Here is a 21,794-nt window from a genome sequence, read left to right as displayed (position 1 = left end):
AATTACGCTACCTGCCCGTTCAACATCTCCGCCCGACCAAGGTTAAGGCGCGTCACTGTCAGCAAAATGCGTGCAGTTCGTTTCATTCCGTTGAGCCCCATTCGCCCCGCAGTCAGTTTGCCTAAGCGCCTGAACGCGTCATAGCCGTGGACACTGCGTTACTGGCGCTCCTCTACGAAACGGCGATAACATGCGCCGACGCTTATGCCGCAACGCCACGCGCTGCTTGTTCGCCGATTGGAGGTTTTTCATGCGCCTGCTGGTTATCGAGGACGAGCCCGCCCTCGGATCGGCCGTGCTGACGAAACTCCGCTCCCACGGACACGCGGCAGACTGGTACTGCGCGCTGGAGGATGCGCGCTCCGCCCTCGCTGCGACAGACTACGACCTTCTTGTGCTCGACCTCGGTCTTCCCGATGGAAACGGCCTCGACCTTGTCCGCACCCTACGATCCGAAGGCGCCAAGCTCGGTATCCTCGTTGCGACCGCGCGAGATCAGATCAGCGACCGGATCGCAGGCCTGTCCGAGGGAGCGGACGATTATATCGTCAAACCTTACGACCTCGATGAGCTCATGGCGCGGATCGAAGCGATTTCGCGCCGAAATCCTGCCTATGGCGGCCCCGTTGTGACATTGGGCGACGTTGAGATTGACCTCACACGCCGCAGACTCTCGCGCGCTGGCGGGGAAATAGATCTGACAGCGCGCGAATGGGCGGTGATCGAGTTGCTGGCTCGACGACCTGGCGCAATCTGCTCGCGATCACGGATCGAAGATGCACTGTATGACCATCAGGAAGATATCGAGAGCAACGCCATCGAGGTCTTCATCAGCCGCGTTCGCAAAAAACTCGGACGCGACATTATCCTGACAGCCCGCGGCCGCGGATATCGCCTTGCCGATCCCTGAAATCCATACGCCAGAAAGTCCGGATGCCCACGGCTCGTGGAGTCTGTCCGCCCACATAGTGGGAGGGGTCACAGCGGCGGTGCTGGGGTCGCTGCTCGTGCTCGCTCTGGCGCTGGCGGCGTTCACCCGTTTCGAGGTGACCGAGCGTCTGGACGATTCCCTCCGTGAGGTGGCGGAGCGGCTTGTCTTTATCGTCGCCTTCACGCCAACACGACCGGACGGCCCTCAGATCGCGATTTTGCCGGGGATCGGTCCACGCGCCCTCGCCTATCAGGTCACAGATGCTGCTGGTCGCGTTATCCTGCGCTCCCAGAATGCGCCGGAAGAGCCCCTCGTCACGCCGCCTGTCCCAGGTTTTTACGACCGCCCGCATTTCCGCGTTTTCGTCAGCCTTTCCCCCGACAAGCAGCACGGCGTTCTGGTCGCCGAACCATCCTTCCACCGCCTTGAGGCCGTCCATCGCGCCATCGTCATCGCCACCCTGCCGATCCTCTTTCTCGCGCCGGTCGTATGGCTTCTCGTACGCTGGATCGTCCGGCGCGGCCTGCGGCCTGTCGACACGCTTGGCGCCGAATTGCGGCGGCGCGGCGGTGGTTATCTCGATCCCGTCTCCGCCCCGGATCTTCCTGTCGAACTGACCGCCATCCAGAACGCTGTGAACCTGCTGCTCCACCGGCTGGACAAGGCGCTGTCGGCGGAACGCGCTTTCGCCGCCAACGCTGCGCACGAATTACGCAACCCGATCGGAGCCATCCTCGCACAGGCCCAGTTGCTGCAAACGCTTCATGCCAATCGGATGGAGTTGGAGGGCGCACCACGGGCTCCGACCGACGCGACACCTGGAATTGAAACCTTGATTGCACAGGTTCGGCGTCTGGGCGGCATCACCGATAAACTGCTGCAGCTTTCTCGCGCATGGTCGGGTGTCGCCTTGCGACGGGATCGTTTCGACGTGGTCGATCTGGTGGCGTTTGTATCGGAGGAACTGGAGCGGCGCGACGGGCGCGGCGACAATCGCACACCCGCCCGCATCCGGTTTCAACCCGGCGTATCCCGCCGGATGATGGTAGAGGGCGATCTGGACGCGGCAGGTCTGCTTTTTCGCAACCTGATCGAAAACGCTCTCAGTTATGGTCAACCCCCAGCCGACGGAGGGCCGACCGTCACTATCATACTCGCGGCAAGCAATGTCGTCGAAATCATCAACGATTGCGCAGCGTTGACCCCGGATCTGCTTGCTGGCATCGAAACGCCGTTCGTTCGCGGTCGCCATGAAAGTCCCGGCAGCGGCCTCGGGCTCGCCATCGCGACCACCATAGCAGCCCAAATGAACGCACGCCTCGATCTCATCTCGCCAATTCCCGGAACGACCCGAGGATTTCTCGCCCGCATCACGTTCCCCGATCTTCAGGCGCCGTCAACGCCCGCGCGAACCATGAGCGCGAGCGCCCGACGTCACTGACGCCACACCGGACCGGGTCGGCAGGCGCGCCGTCACATCGAGCAGAGTTTCCGCCACGCGCACGCGCTCAACCGTGTTCAGCCCTATCGACATATCTCCAAGGTAGTGAGACGCGAGGCGCTCCACGAGAGGCCGGAAATCAGTCAGATGTGTGAAACACGCACCAAGAGAGGCAAGATTGCGCAACCGCCGCACGCCCCGCTCAAACACGGTCATGAGGCTATCTGGCCACGCGCCATCAGGCCACGAAATAAGCAAATCTTCCTCGACCAAAAAAACGAACTGTGTGTAAGCCAGACGCGCGGCGGCGTGCTTCAACTGCGCCGCGGCCCCCATGTGAAGACCGCATCGACTGGAAAACCGGATCAACACCGAAACTGCCGCGAACTCTGGAACGTCCATCCAGATCAACGGTCTACGATCGGTCCGGCGTGCCGGTCGAAGATTCTCGATCTCCCGCCGAAGACATTCGCAACGCGTCTCCATGATGTCGAAGACAGCCGCCAGCGCCTGATCGCAGATGTCGAGATGCAGCCCCTGATCCGTCGTAGCCAAAGCAACAGTGCGCGCGGTGGGAAGCGCTACGTCGATGTCAATCCGCCCGGTCAGCAGCAACAGAAGGCCGAACCGCCACGCCAGTTCACCCTCTGCAACGATTTCGGTCAGCGCCTCTCGCAACGCGACGGACGATGGACGGGCAGGCACTGGATCGGCGCACTGCACGCACAACAACGACGCGTGCCGGTAGATGGCTGCGAGTGGCGCGACCAACTCCGTTACCTGCGCTTCGTCGAGATGCGACGCTGCTGCGATTTCGGTCAACACGATCGGCGGGATCGGGCGAGAGAGGACCTCCGCCGCGCGCGCCCACAACATTGCCGTCGCGCATTCAAGTGGATCAGCCCGCTCCGGCTCGGTCAGAGGATCGCGTGGCGGAAGCCGCTCCCCAGCGCCATGGCTGATAAGACGCTCGACAATATCCGCATCCGGATAGCAATCAAAAATCCAGATTTTCAAAGGATTCAATAGCGTATCCGGCACAGCGCAAGGAGCTTCCGCGCGCCACCGCTCCAGCGAAGTAAGAAGCGGCCAGAGCGGTCTGAACAACAAACCGGACGCGCTCGCCCCGGCATGGTCTGGCATGTCGGGGACGTGGCTTTTGCTGTCGCGCCCGGAGGCGAGTTTCATCCTAGATATTTCCGACCTCCAGCATAATTTCCGCCCTCAGGATTCTTTCGTTGCGCGACATCGCATAGACAGTGTGGTCAGTTTCCGGGGGCCAGTCTGACAATCCCGGGCGCAACGCGTTGGCGAGAAACGCCTCGTCGCCCGTCAGATCTTTTTTGTGTGTGAGAAGCTGCGCCAGAGCGACGAGATCGCCCAACGCATGGGACCGCGATGGAGAGTGCGAGATCTCCCTTGCCAACAGGCAAAATCTTGTCCAGCCGCGCAGCGTCGACAAATCAGCAAAGAGTTGCGGCGCAGCATCGCGATAGGCCGCGATCATGCCTTGCGACGCAACAAGGTCGCGCAGCGTGTCATACATCGCCTCGATACGTCCAAGCGCCGCCTTTGCGACATTGCACAAACGGCGACGAATCGCCTCGCCCCTGTCGTCAGGCAGCGCCTCCGGGAGCGTCGCGACGGTATCCCGCAACAGGGTCAAACGGGGCGGCGACGCGGATTCAGGCGCAAGGAAGTCGGCCCCAGCGCCAATCAGGCTCGCCATTCCCGCTTCCACCAGCACCCCTGCGAGCCATCGAAACACCCTCGGGTCGATCATCCAACCCGCCGCATGGGAGACGAGGCGCCGGCGCAGTTCGACCCTGCGCCGGGTCATTTCCGGCGCCACAGCGCGGGCGAGCGTCTGGGCTTCCCGACCGGCGAACCCTGCTGCTGCGGCACGCAACGTTTCACGCATCACGAGACCGGACGTCACCCGCCGCAATCCCGACACTCCCTGCAATAGCGCACGGTCAAACACGCTCACTCGAAAGCCGAAATCATCGATACAATCAGCGGGCACAACCAGCACGCCGGTCCCGAAAACATTCAGGGCGAGAGCGTCCAGCGCTCCTCCCGACTGCGCCCGCACGGCGACGCCGCCGATCAGCGGGCTGGTCGTCGGAAGGAAATACGTTCCTGCAGATGAGGCCGCCGTGACGGCCAGCCCCGCGAACGCCACGAAAGCACCGGGATAAGGGACTAGGTGCTGCTCGAAGCGGGTCTCCATGGTCCGGGCTGTGATCCTGCTTGCGGCTACGGATGCCGGTGTTGCGGCGTAAACGGCTGGCGCCGGGACGGATGACGTGTCATGTCGTCGGCCAGCGAGCATTCAAACCGGAAACGATGAACATTCCGTCAAACCCCAAACCGGCCGCCCGATCGGCGTCACGTGGCCGCACAAAACGCGGCGCCTCCTCGGCCGCCGAACGTCCTGTGGCGTCGTCGGACCCGACACGCGACATCGCGTTCGATATCCTGCGCGGCGTGATCGAGAACCGGCGCATGTTGGAGACAACCCTGTCGCGCTCGCCCGAGGCGCGCGCCGCTGACACGCGCGACCGGGCCGCAGCCCACCGTCTGGCGGCGGCCGCGCTGCGTCATCTTGGGACTCTGACGACGGCGCTGGAGCCTTTCCTGCGCAAGGAGCCGCCAGAACCGGTGCGCGCAGCGTTGCTGCTCGGCGCTGCGCAGTTGCTGTATCTTGAGACACCGCCGCACGCCGCCGTAGGCACCACGGTCGACCTCCTGCGGCGACGCGGTCTTGCACCCTTCGCCGGGCTCGCCAACGCCGTGCTGCGGCGCGTTGCGACACAGGGGCCGGCGGTTCTCGAAGGACTCGATCAGGAACGTCTGGACATCCCGCCATGGCTGTGGACGTCGTGGAAGCATCTTGGACCGGGCGTGGCCAGGGCGATCGCGCGCGGACTGGCGCATGAAGCGCCGCTGGACATTTCCGTCCGCCCGGATGCGGAAGCGCCCCCCGAAGCCGAGCGACTGCCTACGGGCTCCTGGCGCCTGCCCGCCGGAACGCGCGTCACGACGCTTCCGGGTTTTGACGAAGGTACGTTCTGGGTGCAGGACGCCGCCGCCGCGCTGCCCGCGCGTCTGCTCGCGGTTCAGCCGGGGGAGCGGGTCGCCGATCTGTGCGCCGCGCCCGGGGGCAAGACCGCGCAGCTTGCCAACGCTGGCGCAGTGGTCACAGCTGTCGAACGTGATCCGGCGCGTCTGGAGCGTTTCAAGGAAAATATCGTCCGCCTCAAGCTGGACGTGACCACGATCTGCGCGGACGCCACTGCGTGGACGCCCGATGCCCCGCTCGACGCCATCCTGCTCGACGCCCCGTGCTCTGCCACCGGCACTGGTCGTCGTCACCCGGACGCGTTGTGGATCAAGCGGCCTCGCGATCTGGAGGCCCTGACCGAAGGGCAGGACGCTCTGCTTGCTGCGGCATTCCAGATGCTGAAGCCGGGAGGCCGTCTGGTCTACGCCGTGTGTTCTCTCCAAAAGGAAGAAGGGCCGGACCGCGCCGCCGCCGCCCTGCGCATCGGCTTCACCGCCGATCCTTTCCAGCCGTCCGAACTGGCCGACATTCCCGAAGCCCTGACGCCCGAAGGGTGGCTGCGGACGCATCCCGGTCTGTGGCCCGAACTGGGAGGCATGGACGGCTTCTTCGCCGCGCGCTTCATCCGCCCGGCGTAACGTGACCGGGGCGCCGCCGTACACTACGCTGACGAATCGAGAGCCGACATGACGGAAGACGATCTCTCAACGAAGCCGCTCGCCCCGTTCACCATTCACCACATCGATACGGTGGAAGGGCGGCGCACGTGGCGGGCCATGATCACGCATGCGCCGCATGTCGGAACCCTGATCAATTACATCGATGCCCGGCAGGCGGCGCCATCCGAACGCGTCTTGCGCTGGTATCAGCGAGAGTTGTTCGAAAGCCGCTTCTTTCGCATCCCGTCTCCCGTTACCGCCTGCATGATCAGGTCCGGCGACGCCATCACAGTGACTGCAAGAAAATCGGTCTGCGGACAAAAGACGGTCTTCCGCTTCCCCGACGCGCCGGATCTGCTGCTTTGCGCAAGCAATCTGGGCGAAGGCTTTCCCCTGAACACGATCCTCATGCCGTCCCTGCGATGCGGCCTGAATTTCGGAACGCGCACGTGGACGATCTCCCCTGAAGAAGCTGAAGATGCGATCGCGATATTCGCGACGGAGGAGTGGCAGCCTGTTCGCCCTGCGACCAACGTCGCCGCCGTTTGCGGCGATCCCAATTTCGCACATATGCTGTGGAACCAGCTTCCGGCCCTACGTGAAGCCGCAGGATTGTCGCGCCGGACGCCACCACCGACCACCGTCACGTTTTTCGAACCCCTTGGCGATATCGGACTGCTGGTCCCGGACATCGCGCACTGGCCGGTGGAACGCCCAGCCCACTATGCGATGCCGAACGCACCCGGGCGGGCCCTGTTCTGCTTTGGCTCGACGCAGATAGACCCGCAGACGCGCGCCGCCCTGCTGCGATCGGCGAGGGACGCGATCGCTACGGACGGCGCCAGCGCGCTGGCGGCTCGTCTTGAAGGACGGCACCCAATCGTTTGGGTCAGCGTCAGGACTCGCGACAGAACCCCGGTCAACCAGCGCGAATTTCTTACGGGCCTCATTGGCCGACTCCTCGCGATCTGGCCGAATGCGGTCACTCTTCTCGACGGACATTCCATCGCAGAAGACGTTCGCAAGCGCAGCGCCACTCTCTCTGCTCTCCCGGCGGAAAATGATTGCGAAGATCTGATCGCGCAGGAGAGCGCCAAGTCACTCCAAACCGCCGCGCGGGACGCGGAGGAGGTCGCCGCGATTCTCCGCGCGGTCGAAACCGAGACGCCCGCCTACGCAGGGCGCGTCATCGACGTGAGTAACTTGTCGATCCTGAACTCCATCGCCCTCGCGGCTCGCGCCGATTTCTACATCTGCCATCACGGGTCGGTGCAGCATAAGATTGGCTGGACAACGTCGACGCCGGGGGTGACGCATTCCAACCGGCGCGTGATCCAACGCCGCCCGGCGCACTGGGTCATGGATCAGGCCGGGCACGACACGGCCCCGGTTTATTTTCCTGAAGATCTGATCATGGACATCGTCGATACGGCGCCAGCGCTGCAGGACAGCGTCGACGACAACGTACGTTCGCTCCACAGCGAGAACTATCAGTTCGCGGACGTGACGGCGGCCATCGATTTCACGCTGGAAGAACTCGCCCGCGTCCATGCGCGGCCTCCCGTGCGTCAGTAACGTTCCCTCGAACCAGTCAGAAAACTCCACGACAAATATCTCAACGAACGGTGACGTGAATGTGCATGCGCTTAAAGAACGTTAACTGTTCTGCCGTTATCCTACCCAACGCCCGTGCGAACCAACGAAAGTCTCGCAGATAAAACAGGATGTGGCGGAAGTAAGGCGAAAAAGCCCCAACATGACCTTCTCCACCGCGCAGAAGACCTGTTGCGCGCCGCCTCGGGATTACCGATAAAGCAAAGATGACAAAGAACGCGCCGCTTCTCGTCGCTCCCAGCATTCTCTCCGCCGATTTCGCTCGCCTTGGCGAAGAAGTGGCGGCGATTGACGCCGCCGGAGCGGACTGGATTCATCTCGACGTCATGGACGGACACTTCGTCCCGAACATTTCCTTCGGCCCTGCCGTCATAAAAGCGTTGCGGCCGCATTCGCATCTGCCGTTCGACGTGCATCTGATGATCGAACCGTGCGATCCGTATCTGCAGGCTTTCGCCGAGGCTGGCGCCGACCACATCGTCATCCACATCGAAGGTGGGCCACACGTTCATCGCTCGCTGCAAACGATCAAGGCGCTCGGCAAGAAAGCCGGGGTCGCGATCTGCCCCGCGACCCCGGCCTCAGCGCTGTCCGAGATTCTCGACCTCATCGACATCGTGCTTGTCATGACGGTCAACCCCGGCTTTGGCGGCCAGAAGTTCCTGCAGAGCCAGCTTGGAAAAATTCGCGAAATCCGCTCGATGATCGAGAAATCCGGACGAGCGATCAGGATCGGCGTCGACGGCGGCGTCGATCAAGACACCGCGCCGATGGCTATCGAAGCCGGAGCAGATTTTCTGGTCGCGGGCAGCGCGGTGTACGGCCAAGACGACTACGCAGCGGCCATAAGTGCGTTGCGATCGGCCAGCTAGGGAACCGACTGCTGATTACCTTGAACGCCTGCGTCACACGTCACATCGACGCTGCGCCGCACATCATCGCCTCCGCCCCCTTCGGGAGACGGCCCACGCCCTTCGGTAGCAAGGCCAGCCGGATCGACAGGAATCCGGGCATAGTCCGCCGTTCCGAAAGGGAGCGTCCGTCATGGGCCTAGGCCGCTGGGCGCGTGATGCGCGCCTTTCCCTCGCGCTGCTCGGTCCGCTCGGCGGCCTGCGCTCGGTTCCCTCCGCTCCCGCGCTCACCGTACGCGACCTTTGGACGGGCGATGAAGCCGGAGGCGAGTTGATGGTGCGTGGCCACGCCTCGCACCGCGGCGTCACGCGTCCGCTGAGCCACGGTCGCTGGACCGCGCCGGACTGGCCCGACGAATTCCGTGACTGGCTGCAAAGCTTTACCTGGCTGCGCGATCTGCGAGAACTTGGGACCGATTCCGCGCGCAGCAAGGCGCGCGCAATGGTCGCCACATGGCTCGGGCAGCCGATCGGCGAAACGCCGCTGCAAAACCCCGCCGTCACCGGCGCGCGCGTCGCAGCGTGGCTCAGCCATTACGATTTCTACGCTGCCTCGGCGGACGAGGATTTCCGCAAGAACCTGATGACCAGAGTCGTGCTTGAAGCGCGGACCGTCGTGGCGCTGGCTCCCGGTGACCGGCGTGACTGGTCGGCGTTTCAGGCGCTCAAGGGCCTGTTGGCCGCCGCCATCGCGCTGCCGGAGCACTCGGGGTTTCTCGCCCGCTACATGAAGCTGATCGATACGGAACTGGAGCAACAGGCTCTGTCCGATGGCTGCCACGCCTCGCGCAGTCCCGAAACGCAGCTTCTCGTGCTTCAGGAACTCGCCGAGATGCGGGTGATGCTGCAAAGCGCCCGCATCCCGATTCCGACGACGATGGCCGCCACGCTGGATCGCATGACGCCTGTGCTGCGCGCCTTCCGGCATGGCGACGGACGGCTCGCCCTGTTCAACGGAACGCGGCCGCATCCCGCGTCCCGCATCGATTCGATCATCGCGCGAGCACTGCCGCGCGGCCATGTCGTCGCACGCGGCCTTCCGGAAGGCCGACTGGTCCGCCTGTCAGCGGGTGACACGCTGCTGTTCGTTGATGGCGGTTCTCCCGCACCGCATGGCTTCGACGCCCTCGCCCATGCTGGCGCGCTGTCTTTCGAGCTGTCCTCTGGCCGGTCCCAACTGATCGTCAACTGCGGCGCGAGCACGTTGCCGGGGTGGAGCGAAGCGCTGCGCGAGGCTGCCGCGCATTCGGTGCTGTCACTTCCCTCCACCCCGGCGTTGCGATGGGGCCGCGACGGGCGCCTCGAATCGCGCCCAAAAGTCGCCTGTGACCATGCTGTGCTCGATGCGGATCATCTTCTGGAGCTTTCGTCCGACGCCTATGTTCATGCCGGAGCGGGCGTCTATCGCCGCCGCCTGTATCTGACGCAGGACGGCGGAGATTTACGAGGCGAGGATCGCCTGGACGGCGAAGGCCCTGCGTCGGAGTTCGTACTTCGCTTTCACCTGCATCCCGGCGTGCGCGTGGAGCTTGAGGAAACCGATATCCTCCTTCTGACAGAAACGGAGACCTGGCGTTTTCGCAGCGATGGGTATTCGTCGATCGAGGAAAGCGTCTATCTGGGCGGTCGCACGCCCGCGAAGACCCTGCAAATTGTCGTACGCCCCGCCATGATCGAGGCGGCGCCGAATATCGAGACGCCTGTCGCCGCGGAGCCGCATGAAGAGGGCGCGCCGCCGGTAGAGCACGCCGAAACGACGGACAACCCTGATACCACAGATCACGAACCTTACGGCGAGTACACGGAGGCCAGTGTTGCCGATAATTACGACGCCGAAGGCTGGCCGCAGGAAACTGTGGAAGCTCTGGAAACACCGCCCGCGGAATTGCATGACCCGAACGTAGCGTCCGGCGAATGGGCGGAGGACCAGTCGCCGGACGGCGTCGACAAGCTGACCACAACTCCAGAGGAGCCGCCTCCCCCCGAGACGCGCCCTGCCGAGCAGGCGCGTGGCGTCCGGTGGGCGTTCTCCCGCCTCGACGGTTGAGCGCGCGCTCCAGGCCTGGCCAGAGCGATCCCGGGAAAAGCCCCCCGAAGAAGCCTCCGAGAGAAGACGATGAAAATTCTCGAAGTCACCAACGTCGACTTCTCTCTGCGCCACTTCATCCTCCCGCTCATGCGGGAGCTACGTGCGCGCGGACATGATGTCGTCGGCGTCTGCGCGGACGGCCCCCTGCTGGTCGACGTCAGGAAGGAAGGTTTTCGCGTGGAAACCCTGCCGATGGCCCGCTCCTTCTCCCCCATTGCACAGCTGCGCGCGTTCACCGCGCTGGTGAAGCTGATCCGTCATGAGCGACCGGACGTCGTTCATGCCCATATGCCGATCAGCGGACTGCTCGCCCGCTTCGCCGCCCGTCTCTGCGGCGTGCCCTGCATCGCCTACACATGCCATGGCTTTTTGTTCAACCAGCCCGGGTCGCGGCTGCGACGAATTGCAGCTCTGATACTTGAATGGGCGGCCGGACGCGTCACCGACGTCTATATGACCGTCTCTCAGGAAGAGGCTCAGGACGCCAAACGCCTCCACATCCATCGCCGGGCGCAGGCGGTCGGCAACGGACGGGATCCGAATGTGTTTCATCCGGATGCCGCCACGCGCGCGCGCATCCGTTCCGAACTCGGGACGCCGGACGATCGCGTCGTAATCGTCGCTGTCTCCCGCCTCGTGCGCCACAAGGGCTACCCCGAATTGCTTCGCGCCATGGAGTCCGTTCCCGGAGCCGAACTCTGGGTGGTGGGCGAACGCCTGTCGTCCGATCACGGAGAGTCGCTAGAGCAGGAATTCGAACGTGCGGCTCATGTTTTAGGCGGACGGCTACGCATGCTTGGCTACCGCAGAGACGTCGCCGCAGTGCTCGCCGCCGCCGACACCTTCACGCTGCCCAGCCATTTCGAGGGGCTGCCAATGTCGATCATTGAAGCGATGATGACTGGTCTTCCGGTGGTCGCGACCGACATCCGTGGTTCGCGAGAGCAGGTCGCGCCGAATGAAACCGGCTTCCTCGTACCGCCCGCGACCGTCACACCTCTGGCCGAAGCGCTGGCGCGACTGGTCAACGAGCCCGCATTGCGCGTTGCGATGGGTTCGGCTGGCCGCGCCCGCGCACTGCGCCTGTTTGACGAACGCGACGTCGTGTCACGCACAGCGACCCTGCTGGAGCAGGGGGCAGCGCGCTCTTGAGGCGTCGTTGAGCTGAGGAGACAGGCTTCGCCTGATAAGGCGCCGGTGCAGTGTCTGCGCGCGGCTTCGTACAGTTAGTCGGCCGATTTCTGCTTTGTGACGAAAGCCAAAAACTTTTTACCAGCCGATGCTGTTTTTCGGGACGCCCAAGCATTCCCAGACGCAAAAATTCTTTTTCTGAACAGGTAAATCCCTTCGAAGAACACGCTCCGATGTATGACCCTCATCGCCTTCATTCAGCAGCGGTTCTTTAGGTCAGTTCGCCTGACTGACCACCATGGGTTTCAGAAGATCGGCGATGAATGAATAATGCGGCGGGAAAACGGAAGCCAGCCCGTAGCAGATCAACGCGAAGACTACGGAAGCGCCGTACACCACAAGCGCTTTCCCCCAGCTAAGGCGTAGTCCGACTTTCGCAACGAACCACCCTAGCCACACCCCGTACAATTCCGCAGCCGCTACAACAGCCTGAACGAACGAAGGCGTATGAACCATAGCAGGCGCGAAAAGACTGGCGACGGCGAGCGCCACAACAGACACGAACACCGACACCCACTCGCACCAGGCGGCCGCCGTGGCGTAGCGCAGCCACAAATCTTCACGCCCCCAGCGACGCGCGAAGAAGTTCGAGATCACCGGCGGGGCCAGCAGGGCGCAGAACGACAGCTCGACCTTGGTCAGTCCGATCGCGACATGGTCCTGCATCGCCACCAGAAGCAGGCTGACCAGATTGATGGCGACTCCCGGCGCGATAGCGGCGAGAAACGAATCAGCGGAGCCCCGGAACCGATTCAGCCCCTCCGCGCGGCCGGACGCGAGCAACGCCATGCCCTGGACCACGGATTTCGGGTCCGGCGGGTCGCTCCTGCGTTCGGCGTTCACGTCATCATCCTTTCCAGCAACCGCACGTAGACGCGGGTCAGTGTCTGGAGGTCCTCCACCGCCACGCACTCGTCCGCCTGATGCATGCTCGCGCCGACCAGCCCAAACTCTGCGACAGGGCAATATCTGGCGATGAATCTGGCGTCTGACGTGCCGCCGCCCGTATCCAGACGCGGTTCGCGTCCGGTCACGTCCATGACGGCGTCCCGCAGCACGTCTACTTCGCCGCCGGGAGCCGTGAGGAACGATTCCCCGCTGCATTCGGTCGTCACGGCGACGCGTTCTGCATGCTGGCGACAGATCGTTTCAATCCACCCCCCAAGCGAGACGCTGGTGTGCAGGTCGTTGAATCGTATGTTCAAAGCAGCCGTCGCGGCTGCAGGAATGACGTTGGTCGCCACATTGCCCACGTCGACGCTTGTAATCTGCAGGCTCGAAGGCTCGAACCACTGGCTGCCCGCATCCAGAGGCGCAGCCGTCAGCGCGTCGAGAATTCGGACGAGCCTGTGCACAGGATTATCGGCCCGATGCGGATAGGCGACATGCCCCTGCCGCCCCTCGACAACGATCCGCGCATTCATGCTGCCACGCCGACCGATCTTGATGACCTCGCCCATGACCGATGGGTTGGTCGGTTCGCCAACGACACAGAAATCCGGCGTGTGGCCGTTCTCCTGCATCCACTCCAGCACCTTGCAGGTGCCAAAACGGGCTGGCCCTTCCTCATCGCCGGTCAGCAGGAAGCTGATCGATCCGCTCCACACGGGATTGCTGGCGAGAAACGATGAGGCCGCCGCCACGAAAGCGGCGACGCCGCCCTTCATGTCGCAGGCGCCACGCCCAAACAGGACGCCGTCTTCGATCGTTCCTGAGCATGGATCACGCCGCCACGTCGCAGCGCCAGGAGGAACGACGTCCGTGTGGCCGGCGAAACAGAGATGAGGCGAACCGGAACCCAGCCGCGCGAACAGGTTCGGCGTTCGCTCTGCGCCTTCGCCGAACGGAAGATGGACAACATCGAAGCCCATCTCCGCCAGAACTCCCGCCAGCATCTCCTGCGAGTGACCCGGATCAGGCGTGACGGATGGTATCCTAATCAGGGCGGCCGCCAACCCGGCGACGTCGAGCGGCGTGACCATGAGGGCCGATCAGTCCCGCAGCAGTTCGTTAATCGACGTCTTGGAACGCGTACGCTCGTCAACCCGCTTGACGATGACCGCGCAGGCGAGGCCCGGATTGGGCTGGTTGTCGTCGCCTGCAGTCTTCCGAGCGGGGAGCGTCCCCGGGACAACGACGGAATACGCCGGCACGCGGCCAATAAAGATCTCGCCCGTAGCGCGATCGACAATCTTGGTGGACGCGCCGAGGAAAACGCCCATTGAGAGGACTGAACCGCGCTCCACGATGACGCCCTCCGCCACCTCGGACCGGGCGCCGATGAAGCAGTTGTCCTCGATAATCACGGGCGCCGCCTGCAACGGCTCCAGCACGCCGCCGATTCCGGCGCCACCGCTGATGTGGCAGTTCGCGCCGATCTGCGCGCAGCTTCCAACTGTCGCCCATGTGTCGATCATCGAGCCCGCGCCGACATGCGCGCCGACGTTGACGAAACTGGGCATCAGCACCGCGCCCGGGGAAATAAAGGCGGATCGACGCACGACTGCGCCTGGCACAGCGCGGAAACCTGCGGCGGCGAATTTTGTCGCATCCCAGCCTGTGAACTTGAGCGGCACTTTATCGTAGGCAGGAGCGCCAGCGCAGCCGCCGTCCATCACCACGTTGTCGTAGAGTCGGAACGACAGAAGAACGGCTTTCTTTAACCACTCATGAACGGTCCAGCCAGATGCGCCTGGGCTTGCGACGCGCAGTTCGCCGGAGTCTAGTTTCTCCAGAGCTGTTTCGATCGCGGCGCGGTCCTCTCCCGAGGTGGCTGAAGAGACCGTTGCGCGCGCCTCCCACAACGTGTCGATACGGGATTGCAGTTCGTGTTCGGTCATCGTCCTCGGGTCCAGCAGATAGGCTGCGCATCAACTCTCCCTGCAGGGCCGGGAGTTCGCGTCAGGCGCGGTCGTCGCCGGACCATGCGGATCGCGCTCCCTCCTGTCAACGCATAGACGTTAACGCGCCCTCAACCTTTTCGCGTTGAAGTGCTCAGGTATGAACACCCCCCTTCGGCCTCTCTTTCCAGAATCAAATTCGCCCGCGAACAACGGCGAGATGATGGACGTTCTGCTGGCCAGCCGCCGCAGGTGGAAGAGCCTCACCCAGCTTGTCGCCGACGTCATTTTCGAAACCGACGAAGACGGACGTTTCACATTCTTCGACGCAGGGACGACGCTTGGCTGGGCGGACCATGACCTTATTGGAGAAGCATGCTCGCGGCTTCTCCCTTTCGTCGACAGCGCCCCCGGCCCCAACCCGTTCCAGACGCGCGCCGCCATACGTGGCAGACGATGCTGGGTCCGGCGGGCGGACGGTACGTTCGCCTGCCTGCTGATCTACGCCACGCCTCTGCAATCCCCCTCCGGACGACACGCGGGGGTAAGGGGGCTTGGCATCGACGTGTCTGACGACGCGAACAACAATGCTGACCTGTCCATCGCACGGCTCCATAGCGAGAGTATCCGGCGCATCACGCTGACCATGCGTTCTCGCCCGATGTTCCGGCTTGGCGTCCCACCAGCCCTTGAAGAACTTGGAGCCATGCTCGGCGCCACCGGCGGAATCCTGCTCGCGCGGCAGGCAGGCTGCGACGCAGAATGCGCCGAACAGGAAATTCTCGAAGCAGGGAGTTACGTCGGCGACGACGTCGTACATCGCTTTCCAGCGCAAGGATCAGCGCTCGACACCCAGATCGAATCTCTTTTACGCGATTATGAAGAAGGCGCATTAACCGCACCAAAAGTCACGCAGATCGAAGATCGGGACGTCATTTTCTGTTACAGCCGCATTCGCTACACGACGTCCGCAGCAATGGCGTTATGGAGAGAGGGGCTGGGCGTCTGGACGCAAGACGACGCCAATCTGGCAGACGCCGCTCTGGCGACTTTCGCTTCCGCCGTAGAGATGGAGGCACTCAACAAAGCACTGGCTCAAAACGCACGCTTTGACCCTCTCACCGGAATGCTCAACCGGACCGGCCTCATCGCCGAAATATCCCGCCGTCTCCCTCGACTGGATCGTGAGCGTCTTAGTGGCGCGCTGTTGATCATCGGCCTCGATCACTTTGGCGAAATCAACGCGGCGCAGGGATTTGAGGCAGGCGACCGCACTCTTCAGCAAGTCGCCACCTACCTCCGAAACGCCATACGCCCCACCGATCTCGCCGGCCGTCTCGGAGGCGATATTTTCGGCCTCTGGCTCGACGGGGCGGACCATTTCGTTGCAGCAGAACGTGCTGAAACATTCTGCCAGAACGGCGTCGTCGTATTTCTCGCGACGCCCACGACCCTGACTTTCTCCGTCGGACTCGCCACCCGCAGTTGGGAAACGGGAGAAACAATCGAATCCCTTATTGATCGCGCCAGTTTGGCGATGCGTAGCGTGAAACTGGCTGGCGGCGCCCGTTGGCACGCCTCTTTGGAGGAATCACCCCCATGACCGCATCTCTCGATCCGAAATTCTTTCAGATTCTCCCGACGCGAGCCTTGTCGCCAGAAGCTGCATCGAACAAGTCCAGAAGAGGCGGTCGCGTTCCGCTGACGATCGTAGAGAACACACCGACAGCATGCGAAGAGTTGCAGCGCAGAGTGAAGGCGTTACGCCCAAACTATGATCCTGAACGCATCGCGATGCTGGTCTCCAGACTTGAAGAGACCCTCACAGCGGCCCTCACCTCAAACTGGAAGCTGGCTCAACGCATTATCGCCCACGCCGCAGGCGATACCCTGGCTATTTCAATCATCGGCCCCCTCTCTGAATCTCCCGCCGCCCTCAATCGCCTCATGGCGGGGCTCGACGAAAATACGATCGACGACGAGTTGACAGGATATGAAGACTCATCTGTCATTTTTCACAACACCGTTTCGGCCGCGCCCGAGGTCATACGCACCGACCAGACAGGCCGTGTAATCGAGACAACCTTGGATGCGATGGAAAAGCATCATAGTCGACGCACTTCCCTTGATCACGCTTGCGTCGTCACCGTCCGATCGCTGGTACGCGAGCGGTGTGCATCACTGATTGCACCAGTAAGGTTGGCAATCGAAAAAGAACTCTCGTTCGAATTCGCTGCAACCTCAGAAATTACCGCCGCAGACCTTCCGCCGTCCCCGCGAGTATCCACAGCGAGTGGTTGCGCCGACGCAGTAAATGAAGCGCTTGAAGCGGGCGACATCCAAAAAGTCGCGCATTCCCTCGCCGCTGCGGACCGGATTAGACTGGCGACTGTCCAGAGGGCAATTTCCGAAAGCAACGCACGAGCGATCTGCGCCCTGGCATGGAAATCCGGATTGCCCGCCAGCATTGCCGCCGCCATTCAGATTCATATCGCGATGATTCCGCCGCACCGCGCCATCCGGCCCGCCGCCAATGGCGCCTACGCTCTTACCGCTCAAGAACTGGAGTGGCAGATGGGAATATTGGTCAACGACCCACGGCCGGTTTCATCGCCGAACTGAAAGTGGGCTGATCCTAGGCCTCCTACGAGCCAATTAAGTAAAAAAGCGTTTTACATCGTGTTAAAAAAATACCCGCAAAATCTAACGAATGAAGCTACTACCCTTGGTGCATCTTTATAGTCGGCTGGATGTCTGAACGGGGGGCTAAAGCCTGAAGTAAAGCTGCATTGAATTGCGCAGCATCCTGAATCTGGGGCGAATGCCCCAGTTCAGGAAATTCGACGAGTTGCGCATCCGGCATAGCTTGCACTGCCCGTCGTGCAATAACCGGGTAATTTCCCAATGCCGCGCGTAATTCTGGAGGAGCAAGGTCCTTGCCTATGGCCGTCGTATCCTTGTCTCCGATCATAACCACTGTCGGCATAGTCAAAGACCCGAATTCATACATGACCGGCTGGGTGTAGATCATATCATAAAGCAGCGCCGAGGCCCACGCGACGCGTTCCCGTCCTGGTCCGCGATACATACCGGCCAACATCTGAACCCAGATTTCATATTCGGGCTTCCACTGCCCAGCGTAGTAGGTATTTTTCTCGTATGTTCTTATCTTGTCTGCAGTATTCGTGATCTCTTTCCTGTACCAACCATCGACGCTTAGCCACGGAACGCCTTTGGCCTTCCAGTCCTCCAACCCGATCGGATCTACGAGCACCAGTTTCTGGACATCGGCGGGAGAAGCCAACGCCGCCCTTACAGCGACCATGCCGCCAGTGGAATGCGCGACAAATATTGCTTGAGACACGCCTACGTATTTCAAAAGTCCAAGAGTGTTTTCGGCAAGTTGCTGGAAGCTGTAGTGATACCCTTCAGGCTTGTCCGACTTGCAAAAGCCGATCTGATCCGGCGCGATGACCCGATACCCGCCTGCGACCAAAGCCTTGATCGTCTTTTCCCAAGTCGCTGCACAGAAATTTTTCCCGTGAAATAACACAACCGTCCGCCCGTTCGGGGTTGCTGGCCGAACGTCCATATACGCCATGTGCAGGGACAAACGTTGGGATTCAAAGGAAAAGTAAGACACCGGAAAAGGGTAAGAAAACCCCTCGAGGTTGCTACCGTAGACCGGCTCCTGTCCGAAGGCGCTGCAAACGGTAAAGAAGAACATGATACAGGACACCGCGAAACGCGGCATACGGATCAGATACCGCGAGCGCGAAAACGATTTGGCTAAACCCGCATACATCACCACCGCGACTGCGCGGAGATTTCTCCTGAACGGGCCCATAGCGTCCTCAACGTCGGCGGCACACATTTCGGACGGCGCAACGCCGCTGGCTGCGCCTCCGCAGGCTACCCACGTCGCGATTCAGGATGGCCTCAGTCTCGGAATACAAGCACATAATACACGTGTACATAAATGAGATATTATAGAAAATTTTACCAAAAACGGAGTATTTTGCGACAGAGCAGTCTCACAAAACGAAATATTAACGGTTTCGTCCCTTTCCATGACTGTGCCGGGCTCAACACAGCAACATCTCAAGGTCGCATCACGTCTTTACAACTTTAACAATTGCCAACCAGCAGCCAAACTTGCGCAAACAACACCCGAGCGTTTTCTTCAGAGATATGGCGAAAGAAGTCTTGCCCCGGAGTCTCGCAGTTTCATTAGATAATTTCGTTTATCAAGATCATGATGCGTAACCCGCCGGTCACAATGCCCGACGATGAAGTCATCGACCCTTTGCGAAAATTCCGCATTATAGGTTTCAAGGTTGATTTCAAAATTCAGGCGCAGGCTGCGCATGTCAAGATTTGAGCTTCCCACGAACGACCACTCCCGATCCACGACCAGCAGCTTGGAGTGATTGAACGGGGGTGACGCCGACCAAACCCTGCAGCCGGCGTCCAGCACCGGGTGGATATCCGCTCGACAGGCCCAGTCCATGACCACATGGTTACTCCGCTGCGGGATGACGATATCGACAGTGACCCCTCTCAGTGCGGCCAGACAAAGCTCAGTCGAAAGCCGCGTGCCGGGTAGAAAATACGGCGTCATCAAGCGGATGCTGCTTCTGGCGAGCGTCATGGCCTGTAACATGACGAACTCTATTTTTTCGAGATCAGTGTCGGGGCCGGCGGTCACGATCCGCATCAGATCCGTCCCACTGGCGTCGATATCGGGAAAATATGTCGGTCCGGCCAGATCCTCCCCCTCGGTGAAGGTCCAGTCCCATGCGAAGGCAGCCGCCAGTTGCCGAACGATCGGCCCTCGCACCCGAAAGTGCGTGTCCGACACAGGATCGCGGGGACGGTCAGCGACCATATTCTCATCCCCTATGTTCAAGCCGCCGATGAACCCCAGAACACCGTCAATAATCAGGCTTTTTCTGTGATTACGCAGATTTATAAACGGCATGCTCCACGGGAGCAGTGAATGCATAAAACGCCCGCAGGGAACGCCCGCCCGACGGAGACGCCGAGCGGTGGGGCAAGAGAAATAGCCGGCGCCGACGCCATCGACCAGAACCCGCACGGCGACGCCCCGGTTGTGGGCGTCAATCAACGCGTCAATAAACAGTCCGCCTACCCGATCCGCCCGGAAGATATAAGAACACAACAGGACACTGGTGTTCGCGCGCTGGATTGCATCCAGCATTGCCGGGTAAGCCTCGTCCCCATCATGCAGCATTTCGATATTGTTCCCGCCTACGAGCGAGCGGCTGGTCAGTTTCCCGACCATGCTCGCCAAAGGCGCGAACCGTCCCTCAACGCTCTTCTGCCATCGCGTGGCTGGCGCCGAACCCGGGGCGCCACGTTGTCTGACAAGCTTGCGAGCCAGACGCTTCACACGGTTGATGCCAAACATCAGGTAAAGAATTGAACCAAGAACCGGCATCAACGCGGCCATCCCGATCCAACCGATCGCCGCTGCTGTATCGCGCTTTGTAAGCAATACGTGAATGGTCACTGCCATCGCGAGAAGCACACGAAGCGCGGAGAGCGTCATATTCAGAACGTTGAGTGCTGAAAACTCCAGAACTGTCCCCTCCGCGCTTGATCCAGAACATCATTCGATCGGATTGAGTCAGTTCGTCGGAGGAAATACTCGCCAAAACAACGAGGTAAATACGACACAACCGGGTATGGCTCTAGATGAAGCGTCTCTCATTCATCACTACTTCATTTGCATAGCGTATGCTGGGCGGCAATGATGCAAAAGCCAACAAAAACCCAGTTGAAGCAGAGCCTCGCGCGGCGTGGCGAAAGATCTTATCGCGTCGGCTTGACTGCCGAGGCTCAGGCTGAAACGCTTTTGACGTCGGAAGGCTGGAAAATATTATTGCGGCGAGCCAGAACCGCGCGAGGAGAAATCGACCTCGTTATTTCCCGTGAGGGAATGCTGGCGTTCGTCGAGGTGAAAGCCCGCGCCTCGTTAACGGTGGCCGCCATGTCAGTCACGTCACGCCAGCAGGCTCGTATTATGGGAGCCGCCGAGGCGCTTCTCGCAAGCCATCCACAGTGGTGTTACGAAGAGATTTCGTTCGACGTTATCGTGATCGATGGACACGGGCGCGCAGCCCACATCCACGACGCTTTTCGGTTGCAGTAGAGGAATACAACCTACTTCGTGGGCTATTCAGGAAGAGCGTTAGCTCTCAAATCAGGTGCGGTGACGTACCGCACGAGCATGAGAAGCGGCTTTCCGGGGGCTGTGATAAGCCGCAAGATGCACGAGACCATGAGAATAGCTGCGCGAGGACGCATACTGGTGCGCAGACGCCGCACGAGAGCGCGCAGCCACATGATGCACGACGTGATAAACCGGCGGAGCAGCGGTCAAGGACGCCAGCGTGAGGCGGCTCGCCTCGTAATCAGAGATGATCCGTTCGGCGTGAGCGGGCTTCGCTCCGTAAAACGCACCCACAGCAACTGTGCCAAGAGCGAATATCGACAGCTTGCGGAGCATCCCAGTCATTGCAACTCTCATATTACATTTCAAAGAGACGATACAATGAACCTGAATTGGCGAGCAAGCCGGAACAACCAGATTTATCTGGAAATCTGGCCCAACTCCGCCATGAAATAGCCAGTTTTTATCGGGTCGACTTCGTTGAAGAACAAGCCGACCCTACTCTCTGCAATCAGACCGGAGCGGAAACGATTCCGTTTTCGACGAACAGGGTCTGCAACTCACCAGACTTCGCCATTTCGGTGACGATGTCACACCCGCCAACGAATTCACCCTTTACATAAAGCTGCGGGATCGTCGGCCAGTCAGAGAAGGTCTTGATCCCGTCGCGCAGCTCCGGATCGGCGAGGACATTTTCGTCCTTGAACGGAACCCCCAGGTGATTGAGAATCTGCACGACACGCGCAGAGAAACCGCACTGCGGGAAGTCCGCCGTTCCCTTCATGAACAGCATAACCGGATTGGCGTCGATCTGCGCCTGAATACGCTCGGCTACGGGGGTGGACATCGTTCAGA

The 21,794-nt window shown here is 61.3% G+C and carries 19 protein-coding genes; 10 read left to right on the top strand and 9 right to left on the bottom strand.

What is annotated here, in order from left to right; all coding sequences use genetic code 11:
* Positions 1-250 precede the first annotated feature (250 nt).
* Positions 251-910, top strand: coding sequence for a response regulator transcription factor (locus HK28_RS08710; RefSeq protein ID WP_086644215.1), 660 nt, complete (start codon positions 251-253; stop codon positions 908-910).
* The gene (locus HK28_RS08705; protein WP_233140447.1) at positions 897-2,372 is read left to right on the top strand and encodes a sensor histidine kinase KdpD; all 1,476 of its coding nucleotides are present in this window, start codon (positions 897-899) and stop codon (positions 2,370-2,372) included. The genes HK28_RS08710 and HK28_RS08705 overlap by 14 nt, the downstream gene beginning before the upstream one ends.
* Here HK28_RS08705 and HK28_RS08700 read toward each other — a convergent pair.
* Together HK28_RS08700 and HK28_RS08695 are read right to left on the bottom strand one after the other, a co-directional pair.
* A complete protein-coding gene (locus tag HK28_RS08700) occupies positions 2,328-3,560 on the bottom strand; it encodes a hypothetical protein (RefSeq protein WP_086644194.1) in 1,233 nt (410 codons plus the stop codon). The genes HK28_RS08705 and HK28_RS08700 overlap by 45 nt on opposite strands.
* Position 3,561: 1 nt before the next feature.
* On the bottom strand, positions 3,562-4,605 hold the full coding sequence (locus HK28_RS08695; RefSeq protein ID WP_086644193.1) for a hypothetical protein: 1,044 nt from the start codon (positions 4,603-4,605) through the stop codon (positions 3,562-3,564).
* Positions 4,606-4,721: 116 nt separating this feature from the next.
* On the opposite strand from HK28_RS08695, the gene HK28_RS08690 reads away from it, so the two are divergent.
* From HK28_RS08690 to HK28_RS08670, 5 genes are all read left to right on the top strand, one after another.
* Positions 4,722-6,077, top strand: a complete 1,356-nt coding sequence (locus tag HK28_RS08690; protein WP_086644213.1) for an RsmB/NOP family class I SAM-dependent RNA methyltransferase — start codon at positions 4,722-4,724, stop codon at positions 6,075-6,077.
* Positions 6,078-6,125: 48 nt separating this feature from the next.
* Positions 6,126-7,673, top strand: a complete 1,548-nt coding sequence (locus HK28_RS08685; protein WP_086644192.1) for a hypothetical protein — start codon at positions 6,126-6,128, stop codon at positions 7,671-7,673.
* Between the two features lie 245 nt (positions 7,674-7,918).
* Positions 7,919-8,584, top strand: a complete 666-nt coding sequence (gene rpe, locus HK28_RS08680) for a ribulose-phosphate 3-epimerase (RefSeq protein ID WP_086644191.1) — start codon at positions 7,919-7,921, stop codon at positions 8,582-8,584.
* 172 nt (positions 8,585-8,756) lie between these two features.
* The gene (locus HK28_RS08675) at positions 8,757-10,670 is read left to right on the top strand and encodes a heparinase II/III family protein (RefSeq protein ID WP_086644190.1); all 1,914 of its coding nucleotides are present in this window, start codon (positions 8,757-8,759) and stop codon (positions 10,668-10,670) included.
* Positions 10,671-10,739: 69 nt separating this feature from the next.
* Positions 10,740-11,864 (top strand): glycosyltransferase family 4 protein, encoded by a 1,125-nt coding sequence (locus HK28_RS08670; protein WP_086644189.1) that lies wholly within the window; start codon positions 10,740-10,742, stop codon positions 11,862-11,864.
* A 255-nt stretch (positions 11,865-12,119) separates the two neighbouring features.
* On the opposite strand, the gene HK28_RS08665 is transcribed toward HK28_RS08670, so the two are convergent.
* Genes HK28_RS08665 through dapD form a run of 3 tightly spaced genes read right to left on the bottom strand, consistent with a single transcriptional unit; the run spans position 12,120 to position 14,743 of the window.
* Entirely contained in the window at positions 12,120-12,746 is a 627-nt protein-coding gene (locus tag HK28_RS08665; protein WP_233140446.1) for a hypothetical protein, read from the bottom strand.
* Positions 12,743-13,885 carry a succinyl-diaminopimelate desuccinylase gene (dapE, locus tag HK28_RS08660; RefSeq protein WP_086644188.1) on the bottom strand — a complete coding sequence of 381 codons (1,143 nt, stop codon included), beginning with the start codon at positions 13,883-13,885 and terminating at the stop codon, positions 12,743-12,745. The genes HK28_RS08665 and dapE overlap by 4 nt, the downstream gene beginning before the upstream one ends.
* A gap of 9 nt (positions 13,886-13,894) precedes the next feature.
* A complete protein-coding gene (gene dapD, locus HK28_RS08655; protein ID WP_086644187.1) occupies positions 13,895-14,743 on the bottom strand; it encodes a 2,3,4,5-tetrahydropyridine-2,6-dicarboxylate N-succinyltransferase in 849 nt (282 codons plus the stop codon).
* A gap of 160 nt (positions 14,744-14,903) precedes the next feature.
* On the opposite strand from dapD, the gene HK28_RS08650 reads away from it, so the two are divergent.
* The gene (locus HK28_RS08650) at positions 14,904-16,346 is read left to right on the top strand and encodes a diguanylate cyclase domain-containing protein (RefSeq protein WP_086644186.1); all 1,443 of its coding nucleotides are present in this window, start codon (positions 14,904-14,906) and stop codon (positions 16,344-16,346) included.
* Positions 16,343-17,365 (top strand): DUF2336 domain-containing protein, encoded by a 1,023-nt coding sequence (locus HK28_RS08645; RefSeq protein WP_086644185.1) that lies wholly within the window; start codon positions 16,343-16,345, stop codon positions 17,363-17,365. Before HK28_RS08650 ends, HK28_RS08645 begins: the two co-directional genes overlap by 4 nt.
* Positions 17,366-17,462: 97 nt before the next feature.
* Here the strand turns inward: HK28_RS08645 and HK28_RS08640 are convergent, their stop codons facing one another.
* Both HK28_RS08640 and cls read right to left on the bottom strand, forming a co-directional pair.
* Complete coding sequence (locus HK28_RS08640) at positions 17,463-18,470, bottom strand: alpha/beta fold hydrolase (RefSeq protein ID WP_198945846.1); 1,008 nt, start codon at positions 18,468-18,470, stop codon at positions 17,463-17,465.
* Positions 18,471-18,926: 456 nt separating this feature from the next.
* Positions 18,927-20,315, bottom strand: coding sequence for a cardiolipin synthase (cls, locus tag HK28_RS08635; protein ID WP_086644183.1), 1,389 nt, complete (start codon positions 20,313-20,315; stop codon positions 18,927-18,929).
* 201 nt (positions 20,316-20,516) lie between these two features.
* Between cls and HK28_RS08630 the strand changes: the two genes are divergently transcribed.
* Positions 20,517-20,918: a YraN family protein gene (locus tag HK28_RS08630; RefSeq protein ID WP_233140445.1), complete on the top strand. Its 402-nt coding sequence runs from the start codon at positions 20,517-20,519 to the stop codon at positions 20,916-20,918.
* Between the two features lie 51 nt (positions 20,919-20,969).
* Here HK28_RS08630 and HK28_RS08625 read toward each other — a convergent pair whose 3' ends face one another.
* Together HK28_RS08625 and grxD are read right to left on the bottom strand one after the other, a co-directional pair.
* A complete protein-coding gene (locus HK28_RS08625) occupies positions 20,970-21,284 on the bottom strand; it encodes a hypothetical protein (protein ID WP_233140444.1) in 315 nt (104 codons plus the stop codon).
* A 166-nt stretch (positions 21,285-21,450) separates the two neighbouring features.
* The gene (grxD, locus tag HK28_RS08620) at positions 21,451-21,786 is read right to left on the bottom strand and encodes a Grx4 family monothiol glutaredoxin (protein ID WP_026397360.1); all 336 of its coding nucleotides are present in this window, start codon (positions 21,784-21,786) and stop codon (positions 21,451-21,453) included.
* Positions 21,787-21,794: the final 8 nt, after the last annotated feature.

Source organism: Acetobacter sp. DsW_063 (assembly GCF_002153745.1).
Classification (GTDB): Bacteria; Pseudomonadota; Alphaproteobacteria; order Acetobacterales; family Acetobacteraceae; genus Acetobacter.
This window is presented reverse-complemented; position numbering and strand designations above follow the sequence as displayed.